12 protein-coding genes are annotated in these 21797 nt (G+C 70.9%); 6 read left to right on the forward strand and 6 right to left on the reverse strand.

Annotated elements, in window-relative coordinates:
- Positions 1–32: 32 nt before the first annotated feature.
- Positions 33–1934 (reverse strand): asparagine synthase (glutamine-hydrolyzing), encoded by a 1902-nt coding sequence (gene asnB, locus WME90_RS23880; protein ID WP_437283487.1) that lies wholly within the window; start codon positions 1932–1934, stop codon positions 33–35.
- A gap of 1157 nt (positions 1935–3091) precedes the next feature.
- On the opposite strand from asnB, the gene WME90_RS23885 reads away from it, so the two are divergent.
- Positions 3092–4729: a tetratricopeptide repeat protein gene (locus WME90_RS23885; RefSeq protein ID WP_437283488.1), complete on the forward strand. Its 1638-nt coding sequence runs from the start codon at positions 3092–3094 to the stop codon at positions 4727–4729.
- Between the two features lie 374 nt (positions 4730–5103).
- Entirely contained in the window at positions 5104–6003 is a 900-nt protein-coding gene (locus WME90_RS23890) for a hypothetical protein (protein WP_437283489.1), read from the forward strand.
- 25 nt (positions 6004–6028) lie between these two features.
- Here WME90_RS23890 and WME90_RS23895 read toward each other — a convergent pair whose 3' ends face one another.
- Together WME90_RS23895 and WME90_RS23900 are read right to left on the reverse strand one after the other, a co-directional pair.
- Positions 6029–7696: a right-handed parallel beta-helix repeat-containing protein gene (locus tag WME90_RS23895; protein ID WP_437283490.1), complete on the reverse strand. Its 1668-nt coding sequence runs from the start codon at positions 7694–7696 to the stop codon at positions 6029–6031.
- A 180-nt stretch (positions 7697–7876) separates the two neighbouring features.
- Positions 7877–9268 carry a cytochrome P450 gene (locus tag WME90_RS23900; protein WP_437283491.1) on the reverse strand — a complete coding sequence of 464 codons (1392 nt, stop codon included), beginning with the start codon at positions 9266–9268 and terminating at the stop codon, positions 7877–7879.
- A 174-nt stretch (positions 9269–9442) separates the two neighbouring features.
- On the opposite strand from WME90_RS23900, the gene WME90_RS23905 reads away from it, so the two are divergent.
- Positions 9443–10924 carry an RCC1 domain-containing protein gene (locus WME90_RS23905; protein WP_437283492.1) on the forward strand — a complete coding sequence of 494 codons (1482 nt, stop codon included), beginning with the start codon at positions 9443–9445 and terminating at the stop codon, positions 10922–10924.
- 677 nt (positions 10925–11601) lie between these two features.
- Positions 11602–12114 (forward strand): hypothetical protein, encoded by a 513-nt coding sequence (locus WME90_RS23910; RefSeq protein WP_437283493.1) that lies wholly within the window; start codon positions 11602–11604, stop codon positions 12112–12114.
- A 155-nt stretch (positions 12115–12269) separates the two neighbouring features.
- On the opposite strand, the gene WME90_RS23915 is transcribed toward WME90_RS23910, so the two are convergent.
- From WME90_RS23915 to WME90_RS23925, 3 genes are all read right to left on the reverse strand, one after another.
- Complete coding sequence (locus tag WME90_RS23915) at positions 12270–12935, reverse strand: hypothetical protein (protein WP_437283494.1); 666 nt, start codon at positions 12933–12935, stop codon at positions 12270–12272.
- A 159-nt stretch (positions 12936–13094) separates the two neighbouring features.
- Complete coding sequence (locus WME90_RS23920) at positions 13095–13781, reverse strand: hypothetical protein (RefSeq protein ID WP_437283495.1); 687 nt, start codon at positions 13779–13781, stop codon at positions 13095–13097.
- A gap of 365 nt (positions 13782–14146) precedes the next feature.
- A complete protein-coding gene (locus WME90_RS23925; RefSeq protein WP_437283496.1) occupies positions 14147–15640 on the reverse strand; it encodes a serine/threonine-protein kinase in 1494 nt (497 codons plus the stop codon).
- 29 nt (positions 15641–15669) lie between these two features.
- Here WME90_RS23925 and WME90_RS23930 point away from each other — a divergent pair, with 29 nt between their 5' ends.
- Positions 15670–20016 carry a protein kinase domain-containing protein gene (locus tag WME90_RS23930; RefSeq protein WP_437283497.1) on the forward strand — a complete coding sequence of 1449 codons (4347 nt, stop codon included), beginning with the start codon at positions 15670–15672 and terminating at the stop codon, positions 20014–20016.
- 22 nt (positions 20017–20038) lie between these two features.
- Entirely contained in the window at positions 20039–21790 is a 1752-nt protein-coding gene (locus WME90_RS23935; RefSeq protein WP_437283498.1) for a hypothetical protein, read from the forward strand.
- Positions 21791–21797 lie beyond the last annotated feature (7 nt).

Raw genomic sequence — 21797 nt, forward strand, 5'->3', positions numbered from 1 at the left:
GGGGCGGCCGATCCGCGAGGTTCACGTCCAGGTCAGCTCATCCAGCGATCATACCACATCTGAAACACAATCATGGACCAGATGAACTCGAACCCTTCGTTGACGCCCGAATAATATCTCTTCTTGATGCGCCGCAGGTAATCCACGTTGAACATACCCTGGCGCTCGATGCGCTCGTCGTTGAGGCAGTGCTCGAGAATGTCCTTCAGATCTTTCCTGAACCAGTGCTCGACGGGGATGCCGAAGCCCATCTTGGGCCGGTCCATCATCTTCCGGGGGATGTACTTGTGAGCGATCTGCTTGAGCAAATACTTCTTCTGACCGTCGCGGATCTTCAGGTGTGAAGGCAGCTGCGACGCGAACTCGGCGATACGGTGGTCGAGGAATGGCTCTCTTCCTTCGAGCGACACCGACATGGTTGCGCGGTCGACCTTCACGAGGATATCGTCGACCATGTAGGTCTTGTAGTCCACTTCCAGCACGGGATCGAGGACGTCGTGGTAATGATTTTCGCGGTGATCGAAGTTCGAGATCGGCTCGCTGACGCTGGCCTTGAACAGCTCCTCGATGTCCCGCGTATTCACGTGGTGCGACGCAAGCCTCAAGATCTGCTGGGGCAGCACCCCCTGGCGCAGCAGATCGCTCACGGAGTAATAGAAATGTTCGTACCGGTATTGCCTGTTGAGCACCGGGATGTAGCCTGGCGATACCAGGTTGAGCATCGAGCCCAGAGGTCTCCGCAGCAACGAAGGGACCCAGGTCAACCGCCTCAGCGCGCGGAGGGTAGAAAGGTGCTTGTTGTAGCCGCCGAACTGTTCGTCGCCACCGTCGGCCGAGAGCGACACCGTCACTCTCTGGCGCGCGATGCGGCTCACCAGTATGGTCGGGATGGCTGAAGAGTCGCCGAACGGCTCATCGAAATAGAACGGAATCTCGGCCACGATCTCCTCGGCTTGCTTCTCGGTGCAGTACATCTCATGGTGATCGGTGCCGAGATAAGCCGCGATGGACTTCGCGTATTCCGCCTCGTTGAAGCCCGGCATGTCGAAGCCGATGGTGAACGTCTTGAGCTTCTCCGCGCGGTTGGCTTGCAGGATGGCGGCGACCGTGGAGCTGTCGTAACCACCGCTCAGGAAAATCCCGACGGGCACATCGGACACGAGCCGGTACTCGAACGCAGACTTCAACACACGTTCCGTCTCGTCGATAGCGTCCTGGTCGCTGATCTTCAGCTTGGGTTTACGGAAGTGGTCGGCGATGTCCCAATACTTGATCTCCCTCACCGATTGGCTGGTGAGGTTGACTTCGAGGTAGTGCCCAGGCCTTAGTTTGTGAGCGCCTTTGAAGATCGTTTGTGGCGAGAGGATGTAGCCGTACAGAAAGTACTGCGACAGCGCATCCATGTTCATCTCGCGCTTGAACTGCGGGTGCTTGTGAAACGCCTTCAACTCGGAAGCGAATAGCAGCACGCCGCCTTCGTGGTAGTAGTACATCGGCTTCACGCCGGCGCGGTCGCGGAAGAGGTAAGCCATCTGCTTCCCCTGGTCCACCAGCGCAAAAGCGAACATGCCGATGAATTTGTGCACGGCGCCCGTGCCCCATCGGTGAAAGGCGCGCAGCAGCACCTCGGTATCGGAATTGGAATCGAACGAATAACCCAGCCCCTCGAGCTCGCGGCGGATCTCTCTGTAATTGTAAATCTCACCATTGAACACGACGGTGAGATTTTCGTATCTCATGGGCTGATGCCCGCCGGACGTCACGTCGATGATAGACAACCGGCGATGGCCAAGTCCGATCTGCACGGCATTCGATGCATCAGAAAAATACCCGCTGTCGTCGGGCCCCCGATGGGCGAGACAGTCGGTCATGGCACGCAGCATCTCCTGCGACGATCGGCTAGAAAAATCGAAAAATCCGGCAATTCCGCACATGGCGTCAAAACAGCTTCAATCCTAGGTAAACGGCAGCAAAGAACAAGGCGCTTGTGGCGAGTAACCCGATGATCGTGTAGATCAGTTTCTTATTCGCATCCAAGAACGTCACGGAAAGGCCGATCCGCAGCGGCTGAATGGAGATCAGGGGCTAGGACAAGCAAACGGCTTCCGAAAGTCAAGCCCTCGCTGCGGCTCGCGTCTCATACAACCGTGCTGTAACTAGCAGAACATCCTTCTTGTGCGACCCGCCACCTCCGGAAGGAAAAGCGAAGCAATATCGAAAATTTACCCACGCGTCAAAGGCTCCGCCTTCACGGCAGAGCCACAGCCTGCGGGGGCGGCGACGGCGGTCCGGCGCCTTCGCGCGCCCGTCGCGCGCGACATCCGGCGCGCACGATCGAAGGTCCGCGGCAGCGACGGCCGGCTCCTCGGCGCCGACGGAGTGCGGACCGTGTCCCATGGCGGACGGCGGCCACCGGAGCCGCCCCGCCGTTGCCGGCCAGCGCTCGCAGCAGGGGATCCCTGCAATCCACAAGCGGCCGTCGCCAGGCTCCGCGCCCTTCGCACGGTCTATCCACGTGCCCTGATTCGCCGGTAGCGAGGTGATCGGTCGGCCCGCTTCCCCGAGGGCACCTACCTGATTTCGGCACGCGCTCGCACCAGGACGACCGACCCGGCGCCGTCGGCACGCGGAGCGATCCCTGGTCGGCATTCACGCGTCGATCATGGGATCGGATCCGGGAGGCGGCCTGTCTTGGTGGCCAATCCGCGCCCGAGCTGGACAGGTGTCGGCCGGCCCGACTCCTTGACTGCCTTGACCCCGACGCGGCGGTTATGGCCTCTACCCTCCGCCGTTTGCTGCGGCGCGATGGGACAGTAGCTCCCGTAGGGCGTGCTCCGTCATTTCGCTATGCGAAGCAGGGTGGCACCCGCTTTCGTGTAGATAAGGTACGCGCGCGAGCACGGAGCGGAAAAAGTCCGACCAATACACGTGCGTGTCGTCCAGCACGAGGGCTTGGATTTCCCCCTGCCCTGTCGAGGGCCAGGGTCAGGCACCAGCGCACCGCCGCATCGACGGCTCGGCGAGGCCGCCCAGGACCCTGGGCGGCTGGAGGCAGGCTACTTCGGCGGGAAAGTTGGCCCAGGAGCGCGCGGTGTCGTCCTCCTCCGTCCCGGAGATCGCAATGCTGTCCCATGACCACGACGATCACGTGACCTTCGCCTCGCACCCCGGCGAGGAGGGCGCGCCGGTCGCCGTGATCGAGGCAGATCGGCGCCTCTCGCAGTCCGTGCTCTGGGATCTCCAGCGCCGCTACTTCGCCGAGGCCGGCATCTCGGCGTGGAGCACCTCGCGGGTGCCGCACTACGTCACGAGCAACCCCGCGCTCGCCCACGCCTACGCGGCGGTCTTCCTCGGGTTCCTGCGCGATCTCCACGCGAGCGGCCTCGACGTCGCCGAGCCGGTGACCCTCGTCGAGCTCGGCGCCGGCAGCGGGCGGTTCGCCTATCTCTTCCTCCGGGCGTTCACCGATCTGCTCGCCCGCACACCGCTCGCCGGGGTGCGCGTCCGTTATGTGATGACGGATTGCGTCGAAACCAACGTGCGATTCTTCCAGGAGCACGCCTGGCTCCGGCCCTTCGTCGAGCGCGGCGTGCTCGACTTCGCCGTTGTCGACGCCGAGCGGGATCGCGAGATCCACCTCCTTCGGGCCGGGGTCACGCTCGCGCCGGGCTCGCTCCGGAACCCCCTCGGCGTGATCGCCAACTATGTCTTCGATGGTCTCCGCCAGGATGCCTTTCACTTCGCGGGCGGGCAGCTCCAGGAGCAGCTCATCTCCCTCACCGTGCCCGAGCCGGTCGAGGACAGCGCCGATCCGAGCCTGCTCGATCGCCTCGAGATCTCCTTCGCCGCCCGGCCGGCGCCGCTCGACTACTACGGAGACCCGGAGCTCGACTCCATCCTGCGCGGTTATGCGGCGCGCCTCGACGGCGCCACCGTCCTCTTCCCGGTATCCGCCATGCGTTCCCTGGGGCGCCTCGCCGAACTCGCCGGCGGGCGCATGCTCCTGCTCTCCGGGGATCGGGGCGACATCCGCGAGGAAGCCTTGCCCGTGCCCCCCACGCTCGGGCTGGCGCGACACGGCAGCTTCTCGCTGGACGTCAATTACCACGCCATCGCCGAGCTCGTGCGCGGCCGCGGCGGAGAGGCGCTGGCGACGGAGCACCGGCGTGCTCACCTCCACGTCTCGGCCTTCCTTCTCGGGGCCCACCCGACGGGCCATGCGGAGACGCGTTTCGCGTACGAGGAGGCCGTCGGGCGAGCCGGCCCGGACGACTTCTTCTCGCTCCGGAGGGGCATCGAGGGCAGCTACGACGCGCTGGACACGGCCCAGATCCTCTCCCTCCTCCGGATGAGCCGCTGGGATGTCCGCATCCTCCGCGACTGTCTCCCGGTGCTCTGGAAGCACCAGCCGTCGGCGTCGGCGCGCGCCTGCCAGGACGTCGTGCGCGCGGTGACGCGCGTCTGGGAGAGCTACTTTCCCATCGGCGAGGAGCAGGACCTGGCCTTCGAGCTGGGCTTGCTCTTGCATGCCTACGGCGGGCACCGCGAGGCGCTCGCGCTGTTCGGCGACTCCGTGCGCATCCATGGCGACGACGCCCGGACGCGGTGGAACATGGGCCTCTGCCACTACGCGCTGGGCGAGGTCGAGGCGGCGTTCGCGCGCTTCGGCGAGGCGTCGCGCCTGGATCCCGGCTTCGTCCCGGCGGGGGCGATGCAGGTGAAGGCTTGACGGAGAGCCGCTGAATGCCACCTCGCGATCCACGCGTCGGCGAGCGCGCCGCGCCGCCTCCACACCCGGCGACCGTGGCACAGCCGAGGCGGGCCTTCGGTGAACCGGCGCCCCTGCCCCCGCACCCGGCCACGGTGGCGCAGCCGAGGCGGCCTTTCGGGGATCGGGCGCCCCTACTTCCGCACGCGGCCACGGTGGCGCAGCCGAGGCGGCCTTTCGGGGATCGGGCGCCACTGCCTCCGCACCCGGCGACCGTCGTCCAGCCGAGGGCACCACACGCCGCGACGGTGAACCCCGGGCGATGGCAGGTCCTCCAGCGGTCGAGCCTGCCCGCGTCGTCGACCGGAGGTTCGCGGGAGGAGCGGATCGCGAGGTTGGGCGGCCTGAAAGCGCTGTTCACGAGCACCGATCTTGCCCTGCTCAGCAAGAAGGAGGTGACCTTCCAGGCGTCCGACATCAGAGGCTACAAGCAGAGCAAGGCGGCCTTGGAGAAAGCCGACGCGGCGCACGACAAGAAGTATTGGGAGGAGACGGCGTCGGAGGCAGAGCTCACGGAGATCGAGACCACCGTCACGAAGCTCAAGGTCTTCGCGGCGAACATCGACGCGACCTACCAGGCGTACCTCAAGCAGTTCGAGACCCCGCTGGATTTGAAGAGTTACTTCCCGAACGACAACGAGGCGAAGCGCCTCCTGGACCAGCTCGCTGCGGAGTGCAATCTATTGCGGAAGGTGGACGGCAAAGAGTTCAATGTCATCGATCTCGCGTCCCGAGCGAAGCACACCGCGCTCACACCCGCGTTCAAGGTGATGCACGGCGCCCTCTTCAAGATCGCGGTGAACTACAAGAACGGTCCGACGCACCGGAACGAGGAGGAGAAGCTCCCCGTCGCCGACTCCAAATGGAGATACATCGAGTGTTACTATCTGATGGGAGGGATCCGCCTGGTCGCCGACGTGAAGACGGGCGTGTCGTTCGTGTCGGCCCACTATGGAACCTTCTATGTCCTCACGGACAATGGCAACAACCCCCTCCCAAAGCACGTTCAGCAGGAGGTCGCGGCGCTGTCCAAGGCCGCTCGCACGGACAAGTGGGACAGTCTCCCGCCTGAGTACAAGGTGAAGGCCGACCTCGCCACGAAGAAGAAGGGGGAGGCCGACGCCAAGGACGCCGCCATGGTTCGAGACGCGAAGAGCGGAGACCTGAAGCCGGCGGCCGACGCCAAGGACGCCGTCGCGGTCGCGCCTCGAGACACGAAGGGCGGAAACGTCTAGCTCGCTGGCGGCTTCGACGCCTCCCTCAGAGGGCTGGGGCTCGGCGCTTCCGGCGCGTTCTCACGCCCCAAAACACGAGGTTGAGGAGCGCGAAGCTCGCTGCATCCGACCCGTGGCCGCGAACCGTACTGCACGCGCAGCCGGCTGAGTCGCCGGCGCTGCTCGGATTGGCGCCATCGCCGCCCGTGCTCAGGCTGCCGCCGCTACCGACGCTCGTCGTGGCGCCGCTGGTTGCGCCACCGCTCACCGCTCCTCCGCTTGCCGCTCCTCCGCTCGCGGTTGCGCCGCCCTCCCCCGTATCCGGGGCACCCCCAGCGCCCGAGCCAGCGCTCCCCGCACCGCCAGCGCCGGAGGCCGCTGCAGTCTCGACCAACCCCGTCTCGAAGCAGCCGAAATCGGGAGCGAATCCTTCGTAGGGCAGTCCGACGTCGACGCCCTTGTCGATGGTGTCACTGTCCGACGCGAGGTGGAAATTCGTGAGCACGGGCAGGCTCCCGTCGGCCTGTCGCGGAGCGTCCAGCCCCATTTCGGACGGATTCTGAAAGTCCGCGTCCGAGACCGTGACGCCGCCCGCCGTCCAGGAGTTGTTCGCGTCGTCGGCGCCGTTGCGGTTCGAGAACAGCGTCCCGCCGAACGCCAGGTTGTTCCGATAGACCCCGACAGTGATGTCGTTCCCGCCCGAATCCATGCCGAGCATGTTGAAGTCGGGGCGATTGCCGTACGAAGTGTTGTTGTAGAAATAGAGCGTGCTCGGGTGATGGTTCGCGTAAAACCCCGCCGCCCTGTTGGAGACGGCGAGACAGTTTTGCACCGTGTGCGCCGCGGGCTCCGCCGGAAATTTCGCCGGATCGGCGCCGTAGCCGCCGCCCTTGAAGCCGTTGCCGTTGCCGATGCCGGTCAACGTCCCCGGCTTGTAGCCGTTGTACCAGGCCCACGAGCGCTCGACGAGGCAAGCGGCGCCGGAGTTGATGAAATCGTAGCCGTCGTCCGCGTTCCACCACGCGCGGCAGCCTCGAAACACATTGCCGTTCTCGCGGGCGCCGACGTGGCAACCGAAGCCGTCCGCGCTCTCACCTGCGCCGTTCGACGTGAGCTCGTCGAAGTTGTCGTGCGAGTCGCAGTTGAGCACGAGGTTGTTGCTGCCGCGCTGGATGAAGATGCCGGCGCCCATGATGTGGTGGACGTCGAGCGCTTCGAAGATGTTGTTGCTCCCCTGATTCCACACACCCCAAGACTCGTGATTCAGGTTATTGTTCTGGCGAACACCCTTGATCTCGAGCCCCTTGAGGTGAATGTAATTGCCGGAGACGAGGATGCCCTTGATCCTGCAGGAATCCCTGATGCCGTCGAAATCGAAGACGGGCCTCTCGCCGGGCGCGGCCCAGTACTTGATCAGGTTGCCGGCGCTCCCGCTCTTGTTCAGCACCACACCGCTGATGATCGCCGTCCCGCTCGCGCAGGTGGTGGTGCCCGCCGTGTACTTGTACGTGCCGCCTTTGAAGTAGACGACGTCACCGGCCACGGCGACGCTCTGCGCCTTGGCCATCGACGCGAACGGCGCGGCTTCGGTGCCGGCGCTCGCGTCGTTGCCGGCGGGCGTCGGGGCCACGTAGTAGTCCTTGGCCCAGCCGCTCGTCGCGACGAGCAGCGGAGCACCCAGCGCGGACAGCGATAGAAGGAGTCGAACTTTCATGCTTGCACCAGCTCGAAGTCGTCGAGGTTGAGACATTGCTTGGCGGGAGCGTCGGTGGTGACGCCGCTCTGAGTTTGCCCGCCGTGCCCTCAGTATTTCTCCGGCACGAACACCTCGCGAGGCGCCGGCCGGCGCGAGGTGACCGCCAGCGTCTGTGCTCGCGAAGACGAGGTGAGCCAATCAGCGTGCGCCCGTGAGGCTCCGCGCCTCGAACCGCGCCGGCACCCGGCCCGACGGCCCGAGCGCGGTCGTGCCGCGCGGCCGCGCTTCCTTCGGCCGCAGCGCGACGAGCCTCCCCCGCTGCGCGAGCCGCGCCAGCACGATCGTCATCTCCGTCAGCCCGAAGTGGTTGCCGATGCACACGTGAGGCCCGCCCCCGAACGGCATGTATGCCCAGTTCTTGCCGGCGCCCGTCGTCGCCGGGTCGCCCGCGAAGCGGTCCGGATCGAAGCGGCGCGGCTCGGGCCAGAACGACGGGTGGCGGTGCATCGCGAAGGGGGAGATCAGGACCGACGTGCCGCGCGGGATGGCATAACCGCGGATCTCGTCGTCCTCGGCCGCCTCGCGGACGATCATCCAGGCCGGCGGATAGAGCCGCAGCGTCTCGCGCAGGACCATGGCCGTCCGCGTCAGCTTGGGCACGTCCTCCACCTCGGGCGCGCGACCTCCGAGCACGCTGTCCACCTCGCCTCGCACCCGCTCCCATTCCTGCGGGTGCAAGGTGAACATGACCGTCGCCCACGTCAGCGTGTTCGCCGTGGTCTCGTGCCCTGCGAAGAAGATGTGCAGCACCTCGTCGCGCAGCTCCTTCCGCGACATGCGCTCGCCGGTCTCCTCGTCGCGCGCGTCGAGGAGCGCGTCGAGCAGGTCCCCCGGCCGCTCTCCGCCCTGCTCGCGCCTGTCGATGATGCCGTACACAACCCGGTCGAACGCCGCGGTCGCCTCGCGGACGCGCACGTTGAAGGGCAGCGGCCAGGACAGCGGCACCCTGAACGGGAGCAGCATCCGGATCTTGATGTAGCGGTCGATCTCCGCGAGCGCGCCGTCGAGCGTGGCGGTGTCCGACGGGAGCTGCTGCGAGAACATCGTCTCCATGATGACGTCGCGCGTGATGCCGAGCATGAGGTCGTGGGCGTTGAGCTCCTGGCCATCGGTGAGGCGCGCGATGTGGCGCTCGGCCACCGCGTTCATCGCCGCCGTCATTTTGGCGATCCGCGCGCGGGAGAAGCTCGGCTGCATGATGCGCCGTTGCCGCAGCCAGAACGGCGGATCGCTGATCGCCAGGCCGTTGCCGAAGACGGGCTGTACGGTCTCCCTCGACTTGTCGCCGCGCAAGTACTTCCTCGCCGCCTCGTGGAGCACGTAGCGAGCGTCGTCCGGGTGGGTGAGCATCACCATGCCCGAGGCGCCGAACGGGATCCGGGCGATCGGCCCCGTCTCGATGGCGACGCGCTCCAGGAAGCCCGCGGCGTCGATCGCCATCCACGGCAGGCTGCCGAGCAGCGGGATCGAGGGAGCAACAGGGATCTCGGAAGCGGGGCGGGCGGGCGGAGAGGGAGCTGCGGTCGTCATGGGCGGCTCATCCCACGGTACATCAGCGCCATGGGAAAGGTGTGTGCTCGTTCGGACTCCCGCGGTCGGGTCGACGTCGGCCGCGCGAAGCGGGGACATCGGTGATCGGACCCCAACTGGACTTCTTGTCCCCCGCGCGATAAGGCTGTATAAAGACGCTGGGAGTATAACCCGATGCTTGAGATGAAGAGAAATACCCGGACGCGACCGAACTTCTGCTCCTTTCTCGTCATCGCCGCCACCCTCGCCGCGGGGGCGGGGTGCACCGCTCCCGACCGGCGTTTCTCGAACAGCGGCGCCGGTGGCGGAACGGGCGGCGGCCCGATCGATGCGCAGGGCGGCGGGGGCGACGGCGCGTCCGGCGGGGGCGACGCCGCATCCGGCGGGGGTGCATCCGGCGGGGGCACGTCCGGCGGCGGGGGCGGGGGCGGGGGTGGTGATCCTGGATGCCAGATCCCGCCAGACGGCCCCACGCTCGCCGACGCCATCATGGTGGCTGCGGGCGGCAGCCATACGTGCGCGATCCGGCAGGACGGCTCTCTCTACTGCTGGGGGGACAACTCGTTCGGCCAGCTGGGTGTCCCGCAGGCGACGGCGGTCTCCTCGAGCACGCCGGTGAGAGTGCGTTTCCCCGAGTCGCTCGGCACGGCGAAGATCACGCAGATCGCGTTGACCGAGCAGGCGACCTTCGCCATCGACAGCCAGCTCCGGCTCTGGGCCTGGGGAAACAACGAGACCGGCCTCCTCGCGAATGGCTCCAAGGACTCGATGCCCCACGACGCCCCGGCGATCGTCAATGACGGTGCGGCCCCGTTGCTCGTGCGCAAGATCGCGCCAGAGTGGTACTCGGCGTGCGCGCTCACCTCGACGAGCAGCATTTACTGCTGGGGGTCCAACCAGTTCTCGAGCCTCGGGCCGGATGCGACCGGCCAGGAGAGCCTCGTCCCGGTGAAAGCGTTCAACTTCACGACGACGGCCGGTCCGAGGGCCATCCTCGCGCCGGGCATCGGCTCGATCGGCAGCTGCTTCTCGACCGGGGCCGCGGAAGACGGGCTGCGTTGCTGGGGCGCGATGGGCGGCGGATATATCCTCACGAACACCGCCGCCGGCTCCGAGGGCGGCGTGAACTACAGCGCCCACATGCCGCTCATCGAAGCGGGAGCCAAGCTGCCCTTCTCCGAGATCTCCTACGGCACGAACTTCGGCTGTGCGCGCGATGACGTGGGAGGCCTCTTCTGCTGGGGCACGAACAACAGCTCAGGTCAGCACGGCGCCGAGGCGCCCCCGGCCGGGACGGCGGCTGCGATCCCGGGCGTCTGGGGTCCGATGTCCACCGGCTATGTCTTCGTCTGCGCGATCGACGACCAAAGGCAGCTCCGCTGCCGTGGCAGCAACGAGCAAGGGCAGCTCGGCCGCACCACGCCGACGAGGAGCGACAATACGCGGATGGAACCCGTCGTGCTCGGCGACGGCACGGCGCTCGCCGACGTCGTCGCGGTGAGCGCCGGATTCTTCCACACGTGCGCGATCGTCGAGGGGGCGTGCGGCCCCACGGGCCCTGGCCAGGTCCTGTGCTGGGGCAGAAACACCCTGGGTCAGCTCGGCGACGGCACCGGGACGAGCTCCGCGACCCCCGTCGAGGTGAAGGCGCCCTGAGCGCTCTCGCGGACGAGCGCGACGCCGACCACGTGGGGGCGGTGGCGAACGTGCCTTATTCGGCCGACTACTTCTTTTATCGGACCAGCCCCGGCGGAGGGGACAATCCCCGGTGCGGTGGGCCTCCCGAGCCCCCCGAACGTGGCGCCCACGGCCTCAAGACGGGTCCGACCGACGGGCTGACGGCTGGGTCTACACGCCAGGGATCGAGTCCACGGAGGAGCGCCGCCCACTGAAATTGGCCGCTCCTCGCGAGCGGCACGATCATGTCGCCGATGGCACCGCTGAAACCGCCCCCGGCCAAGGTCGCGCAACCGCGCCCAGCGCCGTTCGGTCCACCGCCAAAGCCGCCGCACCCCGCCACGGTCGCGCAGCCGCGCCCAGCGCCGGCGAGCCCGGCACCGAGGCCGCCACACCCCGCCACGGTCGCGCAGCCCCGTCCAGCGCCGGCGAGCCCGACACCGAAGCCGCCGCACCCCGCCACGGTCGCGCAGCCCCGCCGCCCTCATCCGGCGACGGTGGTCCAGCGCGCGCCGGCGACGATCGGCCCCTCGTGGCCGGCGACGGGTCGTCCGCACCCGGCGACGGTGGTCCAGCGAAGCCAACTTCGAGACTTCCGGAAGACGACCCTGGCCGCCAGGGAGTCGAGGGAGGAGAACCAGAGGGCAACCCATCCGATGACACGAGCCGGGGAAGCGGCGAGGAAGGAGTCCAAGGCGGAGTCCAAGGACGCGCCCCCCCGCTACATGCCGAGGAAGGACACGGAGGGAAACGACATCTGGAACGGCCAGCGACAGGGGCTCGGCTGGTACCCGAACGTGAAGAAGGAGATGGCGGACAGCAAGAACGACGGGTGTCAGGTGCAAGGGAACAACTGCACCGACGAGGCCCAGAGCATCGATCACATAAAGGACTTCGCGACCCTGCAGACCGATCTGCCCCGGTATGTCGTATGCGACGGGAAGAACCACTTCAGCGCGGCCTACAAGGAGGACGCGAGGGATCTCTACAACGGCGGGAACACGGCGGACGAATCGGATATAAACACGAGCAACTTCCAGTGGTCGTGCACGCCGTGCAACTCGAGCAAGAGCGGGAAGAAGGGCCTCTACGAGAACGCACCCCAATGGATCGAGCCTTGCCCCGGAGAAGATTGTGAGTACGTCCCGCGGGGCGAGGAGACCACCTGAAGCGCCTCCGCGGCCCCGGCGCTAGAGGCCGCGAGGGCGTCACTTGCCGTGGCCCTTCGATTTCAGTACGTCCTTGAGGGCGGAGTCGTCCCCCTTGATGCTCCCGAGATAGCTGGCCAGGTCCTGTCCCGCGCCGTCACGCCGGCATCTCCTCCCTACCCAAGGAGCGGCAGGAACACGTCGGCCAGGACGCCCCGATCCGCCGCGCTCCGGAGCGCATCCCGGCAAGCAGCGCACCCCGCCGCGTGCGCGCGGTAGCTCGCCGTGAGGCCATCCGTGCGGAATATCCCAGCAGCGGCGGCCTCCGTGTCCGGGTGGACGTGGAACTGGACCGGCACGCCGAGCGCATACAGCGGCGCGCCGTCGCTCCGCAGCACATAGAGCGAGTAGGGCGTGTCGTCGCGCGTGCGCCACCGGTCGATCGAGAACAGATACGGCGCATCCCCCGCGGGGCCGGCGTGCCGGCGAAGGAAGCACAGATCGCCCGCGTACGAGGCGAGCTCGTCGAGGTCCGTCGCCACTGAGACGGGGATCGGGCGCTCGAGCCAGCGCTCCAGCGCGAGCCACACGGCCCCGAGCACCGCCGGGTCGGCCGCGGCGTGCTCGTCCACCACGAACGCGCGGTCCACGGCGCTGGCCTCCGAGGGACCGCGCACGCCGTAGAGCGACGCCAGCGCCGAGAGCGCGATCTCGGCGTCGAGCGGCGCGCCGCCTCGCTCCTCGTCGCACGCCGCCGCGAAGGCCGCGGCGTCCACCTGGGTCGCGAGCCCCGCACGGCGCAGGCTCGCGAGCGCTTCCTCGGGGCGGAGGGGGGTCGTCATGTGCTCATGTCATCCAGCCAAAGCCACCGCGGGCTCCCGGCGCATCCCCGGTCGCCTTCGCTGGAGGATGCACGATCCCACCGTGGGAAGATACCTCCCGCTCCTGTCGGCCCTGTCGAAGGCCCGCGTGCCCCGCGGACGCGCCGCGCGAACGTCCCCTCAGTACTGCAGATCTCTGCAATGGGTCTGCAGGTACCGGATCGGCCCGGCGACCACATCGTTGTTGAGATCAAACCCGGTCAGCACCTGCTGGTTCGGGCAGTCCAGGTTCACGATGGTCCCGGCGTACCCGATCGCCCAGCTCGTGTAGGCCGGCGCGGCGACGTCGAGGGCCATCCCGGTCGCGTCCTTGTGGGCGTACTTGATGCGCACGTCTTTCACGTGGGTGCCACCGCCGCTCACCCTCAGCTGCAAGCCGATGGGATACGAGTCGTTCGCGGGGACCTGGATCGAGAAGGGGCCGGGGCCGACGCTCGGCGCAGCGAAGATGGGCTTCGTCATCGACGCGCCGGTCCACGGCAGGGCGGGATCCAGGAGGTCGTAGTCGCGGCAGCTGGCGGTCATCCTGGCGATGAAATCGGCGGGAGTGGCGACCGGCTCCTGGAACACGGTGAGGCTCGTCAACATGTACCCCGGGCCGTAATCGTCGTGGCAGTGGATGTACCGCGAGGGCGAGAGGTTGGCGACCAGTCCCGAGTCCCAGGTCGCGTTCACCGGGAGGTTGCTGACGATCCAGCTCTCCGAGAGGGGCGGGGCGTCGACCATGAGATCAGGGTCGGCCGACTCGACGGCGCAGCCGGCGGCGAACAGGGCAACGAAGGCGAATGCAGAGCGAACGATGCGCATGGCGATGTCTCCTTGGCTCGCTTGTTTGCGAGGCAGAGGCGCCCAGCCGCACAGCGCGCCAGGAGTGGCACGGCCGCGGCGGCGCCTCGCGGCGGAGCGCCATCGCAAGCCCCTTGCCAGCGCGCGGCGCGGCTGGCGCGCAGCGCGCGGCGCGCGGCGTCCACCGCCGGCCATTCCCACCGATCTCCTGGGAGCGACGCGCAGCGGAGGCGCCGTTCGCCGCCGTTGCCGTGCTCGCGGCGGGACGGCTCCACGCCGCGCAGGCGCCCTGCCTGCCACAGCCCGGCTGTCCCCTGTCACATCGCCCCTGTGACACCCCTGTGGCAGGGGCCGTGACAGCCCCTGCCCGCGTCAGGCCGCGGCGCTCACGACGCCACCCGGCGCAGCGCGCCGCCCTCGCCCCGGAGCGGCGCGCGCTCGATCCGCCCGGCCTCCCCCTCCCCGCCCTCCCTGGCGAGCCGCTCCGCGAACGCCTCCGTCACGAACACGCCTGCCCCGGTCGCGGCGGGCGCCCAGCCGCGAAGCGCCTCGGGCTCGGCCGCGTGCAGCGCCAGACGCGGGAGGACCTCGGGGCTCGCGCCGGCCCGCGCGCCGAGCGCCGCCCAGAGCTCGAGGGCCCAGCCGAGCGCCCGCTCCGGCGCGCGATCGTACGGCGCGGGCAGCGCCGCCAGCAGCGCGTCGGCGCTCTCCACCACGAGCGTCGCCCCGAGCCCGACGAGCGCCGCGCGCGCCGCCTGGACCAGGCGCTCCACGTCGGCGAGCGCCTCGTCGCCGGCGTCGTCCGGCGCCGAGAGCCGGGCCTCGACGAGCAGCGCGGCGCACGGCCCCCCAGGCGCCCGCTGCCCCTGCGCGCGGTCGCCCTGGAGGCGAGCGTCGGCCGGCGAGCGCGCCGCGGGCGCCACGATCTGGCGGCCCGGCGCGGCGACCGCGCGGCGCAGGGCGGCGAGCAGCTCGGGCACGCCCGCGTACCGGTCCGCCGGCTCCTTCGCGAGGCAGCGGCGCACCACCGCGTCGAACGCCGCCGACACGGGCGCGCGGTCGCTCGGGCAGGGCGGCGGCGCGCGCAGGTGCATCTCCTCGGTCTCGACCGCATCGGCCCCCTGGAACGGCAGCTCGCCCGTCACGAGCTGGTAGGCGAGCAGGCCCACCGCGTAGATGTCCGTGCGCGCGTCCACCGCGCCGCCGAGGATCTGCTCGGGGGCCATCGTGAGCGGCGTGCCGAGGATCAGGCTGCTGCTCTTGCCGCCGCGCGCGCGATCGACGTCGCGCGGCCGGAGGAGCTTGGCGATGCCGAAGTCGACGAGCTTCACGCCCGGCGCGCCGGGCCCGCCCGCGCCAGAGCAGACCATGACGTTCTGGGCCTTCACGTCGCGGTGCACGACGCCGATCGCGTGCGCGGCGGCGAGCGCGCCGCCGACCTCCTCGAGCAGGGCGGCCGCCTCCCGCGGCGAGAAGGCGCCCCGCGCGCGCAGCTCGGCCGCGAGGCTCCGGCCCTCGACCCACTCCATCGCGATGTACGGCCGGCCGTCGTCCAGCGCGCCCACGCCGCGGACCTCGACGATCGCCGGGTGCCTGAGCCGCGCGAGCACCTCCGCCTCCCGCTGGAAGCGCCGGAGGATCGCCGGCAGGAGCGACAGGCCGCGGCGGAGGACCTTCAGCGCGACAGGCGCGCCGCCCCCGACCGGGACGGCGCGGTGCACGACGCCGAAGCCGCCCCCGAGCCGCACATCGTCGAGCACGTAACCCCCGACCACCGCGCCGGCGGGGAGCGCGTCGCCGGCGGCGCTCGCCTCGAGCTCCAGCGGGCGTCCCGAGATGACGGCGGTCTCTTCCTGGTTGAGGTCGGCAGGCGGCCGCATGGCATCCTACCCCAGTATACTCGCGTCCCATGCGCTGCTCCGAGTGCCATCGCCGCCTCCCAGGGCAGGCCGGCGCCGCGTGCCCGGCGCACGGGCTCACGTCACCGGCCGCGCCGTCGTCGACGATCGCCGACGAGCGCGAGCACGAGGCGCTCGACCACGATCCGTCTCCGCTCGCCCCCGGGCTCCGCGTCGGCGGGTTCCGTATCGAGCGGCTGCTCGGGCAAGGGGGGTTCGCGCGCGTCTACGCGGCGACGCGCGAGGGCGACGGACGCGCCGTGGCGCTCAAGGTGGCGCGCCGGCGGGACGACGGCCGGATCGAGCGCGAGGCCGCGGCGCTCGCCCGCCTCGCGCGGCCGCTGGTCCCCGCGCTGCTCGGCGGCGGCCTCTCGGGAGAGCTCGGCCCGTTCCTCGTGCTGGAGCGGCTCGAGGGCAGCTCGCTCGCGCGCCGCCTCGCGGACCTGCCGGGCGCCGGCGCGATGCCGCTCGAGCAGGCGGCGGCGATCGTGCGCGGGCTCTCGGTCGCGCTGGACGCGGTGCACGACGCCGGGCTTGTGCACCGCGATCTCAAGCCCGAAAACGTGTGGCTGCGGCCGGGCGGGGAGGTCACGCTGATCGACTTCGGCCTGGCGACGCTGGCGCGCGCCGAAGGCGCCGCGCCGGCGGCGCTCGGCCCCGACCTGACGCGCACCGGGGCGGTCCTTGGGACGGCGGCGTACATGGCGCCGGAGCAGTGCCTCGGCGCGCGCGCCGTCGACGCGCGGGCCGACATCTACGCGCTCGGCGCGGTGATCTTCGAGCTGCTCACCGGCCGGCCGCCGTTCGTCGGCGAGGCGGCCGAGGTGCGGCAGGCGCACGTGGCGCGCCGCCCCGCCCCGCCCTCGTCGCTCGCGCCGCTGCCGGAAGGCGCCGACGAGGCGGTCCTTCGGTGCCTCGCGAAGGAGCCCGAGGCCCGCCCGGCCCGCGCGAGCGACGTGGCGCGCGCGCTCGCGGCGTCGCTGGAAGCGTGGATCGCCCCGTCCGGAGGGCGCGCGGCTTCCTCCGGCGCGCCCGCAGGCCGATCCGACACGCCTCAACGCCGATCCGACACGTCCCAAGGCCGATCCGACACGCCCCAACGCCGATCCGACACGTCCCAACGCCGATCCGACATGCCCCAAGGCCGATCCGACATCGCCGAGGGCCGATCCGACATCGCCGAGGGCCGATCCGACATCGCCGAGGGCCGATCCGACATCGCCGAGGGCCGATCGGACACGCCCCAAGGCCGATCCGACATCGCCGAAGGCCGATCCGACACGCCCCAAGGCCGATCGGACATCGCGGAAGGCCGATCCGACACGTCCCCAGGCCGCTCCGGCGCGCCTGCTCCCCCCCCGGGCCCACGTCGGGCGGTGGCGCTGCTCGCCCTGCGCACGCGCGAGCGCGCGGACGCGCTCGTCGACATCGCGCGCGCCGAAGGCGGCATCCTGGCGCGCTTTCGCGGGGAGCGCATGGTCCTCGCCTTCCCCGCCGCGGGCGCGCCAGACGACGGCGTGCGCGCGGCGGCGCGGGTGGCCCAGCGCCTCGCCGCGGCCGGCGCGGCGGAGCCGCCCTTCGTGGTCCACCTGGCTCCGCTCCGGGTGCGCGAGGGCACACACGGCATCACGCTCGCGGGCACCGCGCTGGAGGACGCGGAGACATGGGCAGCCGGCCCGGGAGGCGCAGATGCCGCGTCGCCGGCGATCCTCACGGCCGAAGCGCGGCGTGCGATCGTGGAGGGCCCGCACGATCCCCCGCCCGCTCCACACGACGCCCCCCCCGAGCCGCGCATCGCGCCCCCCGACGAGCCCGGCGAGACCGCGCTGCGCGGCCGCGATGCGGCGCTCTGCGCAGCCCTCGCCGCCGCACAGGAGGCGCTCGCCGGCGGCGGGCCGGTGCTCATCACCGCGCTCGGCGCCGAGGGGCACGGCAAGAGCCGGTTCCTCGGCGCGCTCGCGGCGGCGCTCCACGCCGGCGGCGCGACCGTGCACGCCGCGGCGGCGCTCCGGCCGGAAGCGGCCGAGCACGGCGCGACGCTCGTCGCGCTCCTGCGGGCGGCCCTGGATCTGCCGGCCAGCGGCGAGCGCGACGGGAGCGCCCAGGAGGCGCTCGCCGGGCGGCTCGGCGCGGCAGAGGCCATGCGCGCCTGGCCGGCCGTCGGGCTCGCCCTTGGGCAGCTCGCCGCCGGCCCCGGAGCCCCGGCCGCCGCCCCGCTGCTCGATGCGCCGGGCGCGCGCCGCCACGCCGAGGCCCGCGCGCTCGCAGCCGCCCTCGCGGCCGCCGCGCCGCTCGCGCTGCTGCTCGACGACGCCGACCGCGCCGACGCGGCCGCGCTCGACGCGATCGAGCTCGCCACCGCCGAGGGCAGCGCGGCGCGCCTCGCGATCGTGCTCACCGCGCGGCCCTCGATCGCGTCGCTCCGTCCGGGGCTCGGGGAGCGCGCCGCCCGCCGCGTGGCGATCGACCTCGGCCCGCTCGACGCCGAGGCCGCGGGCGCGCTGCTCCAGGACCGCCTCCGCCCGGTGGAGTTCGTCCCCCGCGCCGTGCTCGATCGCCTCCACGCCCTGGCGCGCGGCGTCCCGCGCGACCTCGTGGAGGTGGCGTGCGCCCTGCGCGTCGGCGGCGCGATCCAGCGCGCCCGGGGCGGCGAGGGCTGGACGCTCGCGCCGGACGAGCTGCTCTCCCTGTCGGCCGCGCCGCTCGGCGAGCGCCTGGCCGAGCGCGCGCTCGCGGCCCTGCCGCCGCCGCTCGTGGACCTGCTCGAGCGCGCGGCGATCCTCGGCGACGACCTCTCCCCGGCCGAGCTCGAGGCCACCCTGCGCGCCGCGGGGGCGCCGCCGCCGGCCGGCGCGCTGGACCCCGGCGTCGGCCTCACCCGCCTCGCCCGGGCCGGCGTGCTCGTCGCGCTCTCGGCGTCGCCGCCGCGCTACGCCTTCCGGCACCCGCTCCTGCGCGAGGCCGTCGAGGCGCGCATCCCGCCCGCCCGCCGCCGCGCGCTGCACGCCGCCGTCCTCCTGGGCCTCCTCGGCGCGCCGCGCGCCGCGGGGGCGCGCGCCCGGATCGCCCGCCACGCCGCCGCCGCGGGGGACGCGGCCGCGGCGGCGGCGGCGCACGCCGAGCTCGCGGACGAGGCGCTCGCCCGGCACGACGTCGTCGAGGCCGAGCAGCGCTTCACCGCGGCCCTGCGCCTCATCGGCCTCCTCGAGCGCGACGACCCCGAGGCCCGCGGCCGCGCGCTCGCGGGCCGCGGCCGGGCGCGCTACCGCCTGCAGCGCTTCGACGAGTCGCTCGCCGATCTGCGCGCGGCCCGGGCGCTCGCCGAGGCCGCGGGCGAGCGGGCCCGCGCGATCGAGCTGCTCCTCGAGGAGGCGACCGCGCTCGACTGGCTCGAGGACTTCCCCGCCTCCGCGGCGCTCGCGGCGCGCGCCGCCGAGCTCGGCGCCGGCCTCGGCGACGCGCGCCTCGACGCGCGCTGCCTGCTCGCGAGCGGCCGCTCGGACTGCCGCGATCAGCGCGTCGACGAGGGGATCCCCAAGCTGGAGCGGGCCGCCCGCGGCGCGCTCGCCCTCGGCGACCACGAGGCGCACGTCATCGCCCGGCTGGTGCTCGTCGCCTCGCTCTCGGTGGCCCGGCGCCTCGACGAGGCCGAGCGCCACGCCGAGGTGGTCGTCGAGGCCTGCCTGCGCGCCGGCGACGTCTTCCACCTGTGCACCGCCTACATCAACCGGGTCTTCATGTGGGTGAAGCGGCGGGAGGAAGGGCGCGCGGTCGCGGACCAGCGGGAGGCCGTGCGCCTCGCCCGCGAGCTCGGCCATGCCCAGCTCGAGCGCTGGGCCACGCTGAACCTGGCGGAGCTGCGGTACTGGCTGGGCGCGCCGGACGAGGCCCTCCCGCTCGCGCGCCGCAGCCTCGACCTCCAGCGGCGTTATTTCAACAAGCGCCCTTCGCCGGACGACGTCCTTCTCCTCGCCCGCATCCACATCGCCCGGGGCGAGCACGACGAGGCGGCACGCCACCTGACCGAGACCCGCACGAGCGTCCCCGAGCCCAACCTCAGCCCCTGCGCCCGGACGCTGGCACGCCTGGTGCAACAGGCCCTGGACGACCGGGCAGCCGGTCGGTTCAACGCAGCGGCATGGCGCGCGCTCGTGGAAGAGGCGCGGCATACCGCGATCCTTCATGAGCACGCGGAGGCGCTCCACAGCGCGGCCCTCTCGGCCCTCCGGACGGGCGCCGGGAGCGACGCCCTCGTGTTCGTCGAGGAAGCGAGGGCGATCTCGGCGGGCTTCTGGGAGCAGCGGTTCGACCAGATCGAACGCGCGCTCCTCCCGCCGGGGTCGAGCGGCGACGCGTGAACCGATGATCCGGCTCGCCGGGGTGAGAAAGGAACCTGACCGCGTGATGATCTACCGGATCCCTGGGGTGCTTGTGTTCTGTCTCGGGCTCTCGAGCGCCGGCGCGGGCTGCGCCGGCGTCGGCGACGACGCCTCGCCGCTCGACGCGCCACCGCGCGCCGCGCAGGGGGCGAGCGGCGGCTCGTCGGTCGGGTCGGTCTTCGGGCCGGCCAGTGACACGCTGGCCGGCGGCGGGACGGCCAGCGAGCTGCTGGCGTACCAGGACGCGGTGCAGGGCGTATGGGGCAACGGCCTCTCCGCCGAAGCGCTCACCCGAAACGCGCTGATCGCGAACCCGCGGGCCAATCCCGTCATGGTGACCGTCCCGCTCGCGACCGCGAGCTACGCCGACGACGGCGGCGACCTGGCGCTCCGCTACCAGCTCCGCCACGAGCCCACGCGCGAGGTGATGCGCTATCTCGTCGCCTGCGCCCTCGAGCAGGGCCAGAGCGTCTCGTACACCGACACCTCGACAGGCGAGGAATTCACATTCGACGGCAAGATCGGGATCTGCCCTGTCTGGGGCGTGGACCAGGCGGGGCCGAAGTGCCAGCAGCTCGTCTCGGCGTGCATGCTCTCGCTCGTGAACGCCATGGGCCGCTCGATCACCGTCTCGATGCGAGGCCAGGCGTTCCCTGAGCACCGGCCGGGGCTCCTCACGCCGGCGCCCTCCGTCCGCGTGGTGACGACCACGGAGGACGGCGAGCCCATTCCGAGCTTCAGGCGGTGCCTTGTCGATTCCCAGGGCACGTCGCGCAGCTGTGGATGGACGGCCGAGCACGTCGGCTCCTGCACCCCGGGCTCGATCGTGTACATCGCGACCGGCGGCGCGCCCCTGACCGGCTGCTCCGACGACCCGGCGAGCGCCGCTGGGCTGCCCGTCAGCGATACGGTGCTTCGCGTCTGCAGCGGTATCCGCGGCTGCGACGCCGGCTCCCCCGAACACATCAATCAGAGCGAGGTGGGTTGCAACGGGCGCGCTGAGCCTGCGCTCCGCTTCGTCTGCCCTTCCAGCGCCTACTTCAGCCTCATGAGCGGCCCGCGGACGAGCGTCCGCGCCAGCCTCGCCACGCCGGCCGGGAGCGGCGCCGCGGCGCTCCAGAAGGTCCGCCACTTCAGCGTCGCGAGCCGCCCTCGGCCAAGCCCCCCGGCGCCGCCCGGCGCCATCTCCGTGGCCGAGGCAGAGTTCCGCGCCGCGGTGTATCCGGCGGCGGAGGCCGATGTCTTCAGCTGGCGCGAGGGCGCGTTCTACGGAAACCTGTGGGGCAATGAGCCCCTCCACCCCCGGCTCAAGGCGGGGATGAACGAAGTGGACAGGAACGGCAACTTCAACCCCGCTCCGACTCCGCGGGAGTTCTCCGGACAGGCCATCTATCAGCACGCCTTCGCCTGCACGGGTGAATACTGGACCGATCACGCCGCGTACGTGGGAGAACGCCTCTGCGCCGGCGCCGAGGGCGAGATCGACTGCGTCGCGACCTCGGTCGGCGCCTGCGATGAATCGCTCCTCGTCACGGACTGTCCGCCGCTCCACAAGTGCGCCGTCACCGACGGGGGGCTCGTGGAGGGCGACCGGGACTTCCAGAAGTGCGAGGGCGGCGAGCGCACATGGGGCCATCCGATCACGGTGTTTCTCAACCACCCATCGGATGTCGTCCGGGACTTCCCGTTCTCCCCGTTCGCGCCGTTGTTGCCCAGAGGCCTGCCGTCCCCCGGCGCGCAGTTCTGTCCCTGAGCGGTGG

Origin of the sequence: Sorangium sp. So ce375 (assembly GCF_051473855.1) — a bacterium.
Lineage (GTDB): Bacteria > Myxococcota_A > Polyangia > Polyangiales > Polyangiaceae > Sorangium.

Excerpts from the sequence above, each read along its gene's own strand:
- WME90_RS23920 (WP_437283495.1), bottom strand. The coding sequence starts at position 13,781 with ATGCGCATCGTTCGCTCTGCATTCGCCTTCGTTGCCCTGTTCGCCGCC.
- WME90_RS23915 (WP_437283494.1), bottom strand. The coding sequence starts at position 12,935 with ATGACGACCCCCCTCCGCCCCGAGGAAGCGCTCGCGAGCCTGCGCCGT.
- WME90_RS23900 (WP_437283491.1), bottom strand. The coding sequence starts at position 9,268 with ATGACGACCGCAGCTCCCTCTCCGCCCGCCCGCCCCGCTTCCGAGATC.
- WME90_RS23895 (WP_437283490.1), bottom strand. The coding sequence starts at position 7,696 with ATGAAAGTTCGACTCCTTCTATCGCTGTCCGCGCTGGGTGCTCCGCTG.
- WME90_RS23905 (WP_437283492.1), top strand. The coding sequence starts at position 9,443 with ATGCTTGAGATGAAGAGAAATACCCGGACGCGACCGAACTTCTGCTCC.
- WME90_RS23925 (WP_437283496.1), bottom strand. The coding sequence starts at position 15,640 with ATGCGGCCGCCTGCCGACCTCAACCAGGAAGAGACCGCCGTCATCTCG.
- WME90_RS23930 (WP_437283497.1), top strand. The coding sequence starts at position 15,670 with ATGCGCTGCTCCGAGTGCCATCGCCGCCTCCCAGGGCAGGCCGGCGCC.
- asnB (WP_437283487.1), bottom strand. The coding sequence starts at position 1,934 with ATGTGCGGAATTGCCGGATTTTTCGATTTTTCTAGCCGATCGTCGCAG.
- WME90_RS23910 (WP_437283493.1), top strand. The coding sequence starts at position 11,602 with ATGACACGAGCCGGGGAAGCGGCGAGGAAGGAGTCCAAGGCGGAGTCC.